The 6,212-nt window shown below is 72.0% G+C and carries 7 protein-coding genes; all 7 read left to right on the top strand.

Annotation, left to right across the window (positions count from 1 at the left end; genetic code table 11):
- Nucleotides 1–72: DUF5999 family protein (locus tag QQS16_RS00540; RefSeq protein ID WP_286059487.1), on the top strand; the 72-nt coding region annotated here is incomplete at its 5' end.
- 313 nt (nt 73–385) lie between these two features.
- Nucleotides 386–2,149 (top strand): DUF2637 domain-containing protein, encoded by a 1,764-nt coding sequence (locus QQS16_RS00535; protein WP_286059479.1) that lies wholly within the window; start codon nt 386–388, stop codon nt 2,147–2,149.
- Nucleotides 2,150–2,274: 125 nt separating this feature from the next.
- Nucleotides 2,275–2,775 carry a hypothetical protein gene (locus QQS16_RS00530; RefSeq protein WP_286059478.1) on the top strand — a complete coding sequence of 167 codons (501 nt, stop codon included), beginning with the start codon at nt 2,275–2,277 and terminating at the stop codon, nt 2,773–2,775.
- Nucleotides 2,776–2,786: 11 nt separating this feature from the next.
- Nucleotides 2,787–2,993, top strand: coding sequence for a hypothetical protein (locus QQS16_RS00525; protein WP_286059477.1), 207 nt, complete (start codon nt 2,787–2,789; stop codon nt 2,991–2,993).
- 120 nt (nt 2,994–3,113) lie between these two features.
- The gene (locus tag QQS16_RS00520; RefSeq protein ID WP_286059476.1) at nt 3,114–5,222 is read left to right on the top strand and encodes a hypothetical protein; all 2,109 of its coding nucleotides are present in this window, start codon (nt 3,114–3,116) and stop codon (nt 5,220–5,222) included.
- Between the two features lie 18 nt (nt 5,223–5,240).
- Nucleotides 5,241–5,642, top strand: coding sequence for a hypothetical protein (locus QQS16_RS00515; RefSeq protein ID WP_286059475.1), 402 nt, complete (start codon nt 5,241–5,243; stop codon nt 5,640–5,642).
- Nucleotides 5,643–5,750: 108 nt separating this feature from the next.
- On the top strand, nt 5,751–6,170 hold the full coding sequence (locus QQS16_RS00510; protein ID WP_286059486.1) for an NUDIX domain-containing protein: 420 nt from the start codon (nt 5,751–5,753) through the stop codon (nt 6,168–6,170).
- Nucleotides 6,171–6,212: the final 42 nt, after the last annotated feature.

Genomic DNA, 6,212 nt, shown 5'->3' with positions numbered 1-6,212 from the left:
GAGGACACCGGCGAGCTCCTCCCCGACGGCCGGGCCATCGACCCGCACCGTCCCCTCGCGATCACGGCCTAACGATTGCCTGATCCGCTCGCACCGGCAGCCGCACCACGGCTGGCCAGGAGAGGCGGTGGGAGTCGGACAGTCCCTTTCGCTCCCGCCCGGCGGGAACCACGGACAGTTTCGAGCCCGCCCCCAGCACTCCCCAGGCCCACCGCCCGCACCACGGGCGGCTGGCCTTTCAGCGTGGCCTGCTCCGGGAAGGCAACGGCCCCCCGGGGGCCGATTTTGGCTCCGCCGACTGCCGCTTCGGGAGCAGCCGCCCGCGTTTCGGGAGCGGCCCTCACCGTTTCGCCCACACCCTGAACGACCCCTTCCGGAGGCCCCCATGACGATCACCGACTGGCCGCGCACCGCGGCCGACCCCGACCCCGACTCGGCACCATCGGTCGCCGTTTCGGGAACGCGCGAGCCGGTTTCGCAGGCACCCGGCACCGTTTCGGACGCGCCGGACTTCGCTTCGGAGACGGAAAGTGGAACCGGGACGGAGACCTCCCCGGAGAGGCTGACCGGAAGCCAGAAGTGGGCGGCCGGAGCGATCGTGATCGCCGCGCTCGCCCTGGCAGGCATCGGCCTGTACCTCAGCTTTGAACACGTCGCCGTCTTCGCTCACAAGGAACTCCGCTTCAGCACGCTGGACAAGGGCCGACTGTTCGCGGTCGGCGTCGACGTCGGCATCATGGTGATGATCGCGGTCGACTTGCTGATGGCCTGGCTCAAGCGCCCCATCAGCTGGATCCGCTACCCGGTGTGGCTGCTGACGGCTGCGACGGTCGTCCTCAACGCCGCGTCCGGCGCTCCCAAGGGCCGGGCGTGGGAGCTGCTGGACTACATCGCCGCCGGCGCCCACGGCGTCGTGCCGGTCCTCTTCATCATGGTGGTCGAGCTGGGCCGCACCTCGATCGACCGCATCGTTCGTCCTGACCAGGCCGAACGCGATTCGATCCCCTGGCTGCGGTGGGTGCTTGCCCCAGTGGCGACGGCCCGGATCTTCCGTCGGATGCGGCTGTGGGGCGTCACCTCCTATCCGGAGATGATCCGCCGAGACCAGGACCTCATCGCCTACGAGCAGTGGCTCAAGCGCAAGCACAAGGGCGACATCTCCCAGGCGTCCGAGGATGAACTGCTGCCGATGAAGATGGCCCCGTACGGCTACACGGTCGCAGAGGCCCTGGCCATGCCCGACAAGCAGGAACAGGCAGCTCAGGAGCGTGAGGAGGAAGCCGAGCGCCGGCGCCTGGACGCGGCGACCCGCGGTGAGGTCGCCAGGGCCGAGTCCGAAGCGGAGCGCCTGCGCGCCAAGGGCAAGGTGGAGGCGGTCCGCGCGGAGGTCGACGGCCAGACCGGGCAGGCACGAGCCCACGCCCGCGCCCAGGTCAGCGCCGCAGAGCGGGCCGCGGCGTTGGAGCAGGAGGCCTTGGACCAGGCGGTGATGGCCGAAGCCCGGGCCCGTGAGGCGGAGGCGGAGCGCAAGGAGGCCCAGGAGCGTGAGGCCGCTGCTGAAGCGGACCTGCGCGCAGCCGAGCTGGAGCGCCAGGCAGCCGAGAAGCGGAAGGAAGCTGCGGAGGCCGACCGGATCGCCGCGGCGGAGGCGCAGGCGATCGAGACCCGGACCATCGCCGAAGCCCGCGAGGCTGCTGCCGAAGCGAACCGGCGTGCTGCCGAAACGGAGAAGGCTGCTGCCGAAACGCGGCGGGCCGCTGCCGAAGCCACCCGGAAGAAGTTGGAGGAGGACCGCCGTCAGGAGGCCGCTCTCGCCGACATCGCGCGGGCCAAGAAGGAGGCCGCCGAAGCCGAGCGGGCTGCTGCCGAAACGCGGCGGGCTGCTGCCGAAAACGAGCGGCGCGCGGTCGAAATCGAGGACGAGGCGAAGCTGACCTCGAGGCAGCGTGCGGTCCGCAGGGTCGCCCGCATGGCGCTCGCGGCCGGCCTCGTGCCCGATGGCCTGGCGTACGACGACATCCAGCACGAGCTGTGTGAGCGGATCTCGATCGCCGACGTCCAGCGTGAGTTCGACGTGTCGTCCACGGACACCGCGTCCAAGTACCGCCAGGAGGCCGTTGTCCTGATCGCCGACGGCTACCGCCCCTGATCAACCGTCCGGCACACACCAGTGAGGGCCAGCCCGCGCGAATCGGGCTGGCCCTCGCTGCGACTGCCGGAAGCAGTCCCAGATCCCCAGTACAGCACCCCGACACCCGGAGGAGAAAACCCCTGATGAGTAAGGACATTGCCACCCGCGTCACGACGGGCGTGCAGGCACTGGCGCTGCCCGGGCAGCGTGAGGGCTGGCAGGCCCAGCACCGCGGCTCGATGCTGAACGACGCGCAGACCTACGACGCCCTCGCCGACGCCATCCAGGCCGATCTGAAGGCCCGCCGCCTGGACGGTGACCTGCCCTGGGGTATCTCGGCTGCGGCCCGGGCCCGCAAGCGGGTCAAGCCGCTGCGGGACGCGGCGAAGGCGATGCGGCAGGCCGCCAAGGCCATCAACAGCACGGTCGCCGCTTATGAGGAGACGCAGCCCGAGGTCGTCATGCGGCGCCGCGAGGACAAGGCCCTGCGCAAGGCGCAGCGCAAGCAGCAGCTCGGGGCCGCCGCCCACAACTCCGCGCAGGCCACCCTCCAGCGGCTCGCCCCCGGGGACAGCGACGACGCGCCGGCGGGCGCGCCGAAGCTGCTCGGGGACTACTTCGGCAAGCAGCAGCGGGGCGCCTGATGCCCGCTCGGATGTCCCCGAAGAAGGCTGCCCACTGGAACGCCCGATTCGAACAGGCCCGCGCCGCAGGGGAGCGGGGCCCGGAGGAATTCTTCCGGGCCTGGCTCGACCTGGTGAAGGTCTCCGCGATCCAGAAGGTCCGCAGCACCGGCGACCACGCCACCTTCAACGCGTTGTCGGCGGAGCTGGAACGCCTCTACCGGGATCACTGCCAGTAATCGTCATCGTCATCATCATCACCGCCGAAATGGGGGTTGACGGGGGTCCCAACCACGTGTACGCGTACGCGTGCGAGACGGCCCCCTCCCTCACCGGCAGTCCCCAGGAGAGGAGGGCGCGTGTCCGACGACGACAGCCCGGACAACGTGCTTCAGATGCCGCGCATCGGGTCCCCGGCACCCCCGCCCGTCCCGCCCCCGCCGGCCCTCGACGAGCCGCCGGCCACCCCCGACCCGGCATCCGGCACTGTTCGAATTTCCGCCTTCGACGCGCCCGCGGTGCCCCACGCACCGACCGCTGCGAGCAGCGTCCCGGCGGCCCTGCGCAGCGACGGCGTGACCCCCACCGCGCCGGACCCGAACGGGCTCCCGCCTCGCACGGGCGCACTGTCGCTCGCGGCGATCCTCGCCATCGCGCTCGCCGCGTTCGAGGGGCTGCAGACGTGGCTGCAGGAGGCCGGCCCCCGCCGTGCCGAAGCGGCCAAGCACGAGCGGGAGATGGAACTGCTCGCGGCCAAGGCCCGCGCAGATGCCACCCGCCTCGGTGCCGAGGTCGACAAGGAGAACGCCCGATCCCGCCGTGTTCCCTCCAGCCACGACTACGGCCGCAGCGCCCTCGGGCGCGGCTCAGGCGGCCCGGGGCGGGGCGGTGGCGGCATCGGTCCGGGCAGGTCAACAACGGGCCGCACGGGGCCGTCCGGCGGCTCGGCGCAGGGGCGCACGCCCGGTGTCGGCGGCGGGGGGACCGGTGGCGGCCGGGCGCCGAACGGCCGGTCAAGCCTTGGCTCGTCCAGCAGCGGAACGGGGCCCAGCCGAAACGGCGGCCTGTCGGGGCGAAATGGCGCGAAGGGCAACCGAAACGGCGGCACCTCCGACCGAAACGGCAGCCCGCGGATCCGAAACGGCGGCACCCAGAACACCGCAGGAAACGGCACCCGAGGCGCCAGGGGTACGGGCGGTGGTCGCGGCGGCGCCTCGGGCGCCGGCGGCAGCGGCCGCCGCTCTCCTCGCCAGGCCGTCGCCGACTGGTGGAGCAAAGGCAAGAAGTCCCCCAACGGCTCCGGCAGTTCCGGTGGCTCGGGCAGTTCCGGTGGTTCGGGCGTCGGCAAGGGCCCGAAAGCCGCCGGCGGCGGCACGGGCACCAAAGCCGCCGGCGGCCGCGGCCCGGTCAAGGGCGGGCCGACGTTCTGGGACGACCTGAAGAACCGCATCGGTGGCGCAGGCCGCGTCAAGCCCCGCCGGTCCACGGACGGCACGCCTCCCAACCGGGGCGGCGGGAAGCCGCCGACGGTCGGGCAGGCGCCCGGATCCGGCCGCTCCGACGGCGACCGGGTGCACCTGAAGGACGCCGCGTGGGAGGCCGTCAACGACCGCTGGAAGAAACGCCGCAGCACCTGGACGGCAGGAGGCGGCCCTCGCCGACACCGCAGGAAGACCGACCGTGACGGCCAGGCACAGGAACACCGGCGCAAGACCACCGCAGGCGACCGGAAAGCCACCGGGGACGGCCGGGCCGCCCACGACGACGAGGCAGGCCCGCACTGGTACGACCAGCCGCGTAGCTCACCGTTCGACCAGAGCCCCGAAAGCCCGGTGAACATCACCGTGGAGCAGGTCGACCCGCCCGGCGCGCACGCCAAACGCTGGGAGCCCGCCGCGATCGGCCCGAGGCCACAGGCACTGCCCAAGCAGGGCGCACCCGCCCTGCCCCGTGCCCCGCAGCGTCCCGCCGGGCACCGGCCCGGCACCACCCGCAGAAAGGAACCCATCCCTATGCCCATTGCTTCGTCCGGAGCTGTGACACCGATGAACGCACCGGTCGCGGGAGCGGCCAGAACGGCGGGTGAGCACCTCACTGAGATCACCCTGGACGACGCGCTCAGGGTCCTCACCCGGCTGACCACCGACGGCATGGAGACCTACGACGACGCGGTGGAGCTGGCCGGCCGGGCCAGGAGGCTGCTTGACGAGCTGGAACAGATGACGGACGACCTGGCCCGCACCCACAACGTGTCCGGCCCGCGTACCAAGCGAGCCATCGCCGGCCTGATGGAGAGCGTGACGGTAATGGCCGCGACGGTGGAGCGTCTCGCCCAGGCCGCCCTCGACGCCGCCGAACGCGCTGAGGCGGAGGAGACGGCGATGTCCAGGGACTACCGGCCTACGCAGGACGCGACGGTCGACGCCGGGCTGCACACGCCCAGTGCCCGGATCCACAACGAGAACTGACAGAACAGAAAGGTAGCCATGGCAGACGCAGTGGTCATCGGCATGGAAGGCGACAGCAACGGATACCTCGCGCTCGTCGCGAAGTTCCGTGCGCTGCGGAAGGCCGCTTCCGGCCTCATGGAGGAATCCGAACGGCTCGCGCAGCGCATGCGCGCCAACGCCAACACCGCGACCCGGCTGGCGGAGCTGAGCGCTGCCGCCCATGTCGACGCCCGGCACGTCACCGCTGTCGAGGAAGTCGCCGGGTTGTTCGGTTCGGTGGCCGGCAGGTGCACACGCCTGGTGGGCGCAGCCGACACCATGCACACCGCCGCAGGTCACCTCCACAGCGAGCACCAGGTGGAGTACGGCGGCATCCACGCTGCCGTGACTTCCTCCCGCGCTCGCCAGGCCAAGCCCGGCTTCTACCGGCAGAACTGACCCGTCCACCACGTCCCACGACCGGGGCCGCGCCTGATACCGGGCGCGGCCCTCACCTGTGCTCCGAGAAGGGAACACCGCGTGACCGAGACGACCGAAACCGTCCAGATGACCGCAGACGTGATCTGCATCCGCGGCGGCGACGTGCTGCTCATCGAACGAGGCTGGCCGCCCTACGCGGGACAGCTTGCTTTGCCGGGTGGCTACGTCGACCCCGGAGAGACCTCCCGCGCCGCCGCCGCGCGGGAGCTGCGGGAGGAGACCGGCGTCCGCATCGCGGAGGAGGACCTGGTCCTGGTCGGCGTCTACGACCACCCCGACCGCGACCCCCGTGGCCGGTTCGTCAGCGTCGCGTACATGGCCACCGTCCCGGACGGCACCACCGCCCGGGCCGGGGACGACGCCGCTGCCGTGCGGTGGGCACCACTGGCCCCACCTCGCGACGCCCTCGCGCTCGCCTTCGACCACAGCCAGATCGTGGCCGACGCCTGGCACCGACTCGCCGGCGGATACGACCGCGGCAAGTAACCGCTGGCCTTGCCGGACGCCGCACCGCCCCGCCTCGGGACG

The organism is Streptomyces sp. ALI-76-A (assembly GCF_030287445.1).
Taxonomy (GTDB): Bacteria; Actinomycetota; Actinomycetes; order Streptomycetales; family Streptomycetaceae; genus Streptomyces.
The sequence above is the reverse complement of the archived record's forward strand: the minus strand, read 5'-3'. Positions and strand labels throughout refer to the sequence as shown.

Bases quoted from the DNA above. Each gene is read 5' to 3' on its own strand.
- QQS16_RS00510 (WP_286059486.1), top strand. From the start codon at position 5,751: ATGACCGCAGACGTGATCTGCATCCGCGGCGGCGACGTGCTGCTCATC.
- QQS16_RS00525 (WP_286059477.1), top strand. From the start codon at position 2,787: ATGTCCCCGAAGAAGGCTGCCCACTGGAACGCCCGATTCGAACAGGCC.
- QQS16_RS00535 (WP_286059479.1), top strand. From the start codon at position 386: ATGACGATCACCGACTGGCCGCGCACCGCGGCCGACCCCGACCCCGAC.
- QQS16_RS00530 (WP_286059478.1), top strand. From the start codon at position 2,275: ATGAGTAAGGACATTGCCACCCGCGTCACGACGGGCGTGCAGGCACTG.
- QQS16_RS00515 (WP_286059475.1), top strand. From the start codon at position 5,241: ATGGCAGACGCAGTGGTCATCGGCATGGAAGGCGACAGCAACGGATAC.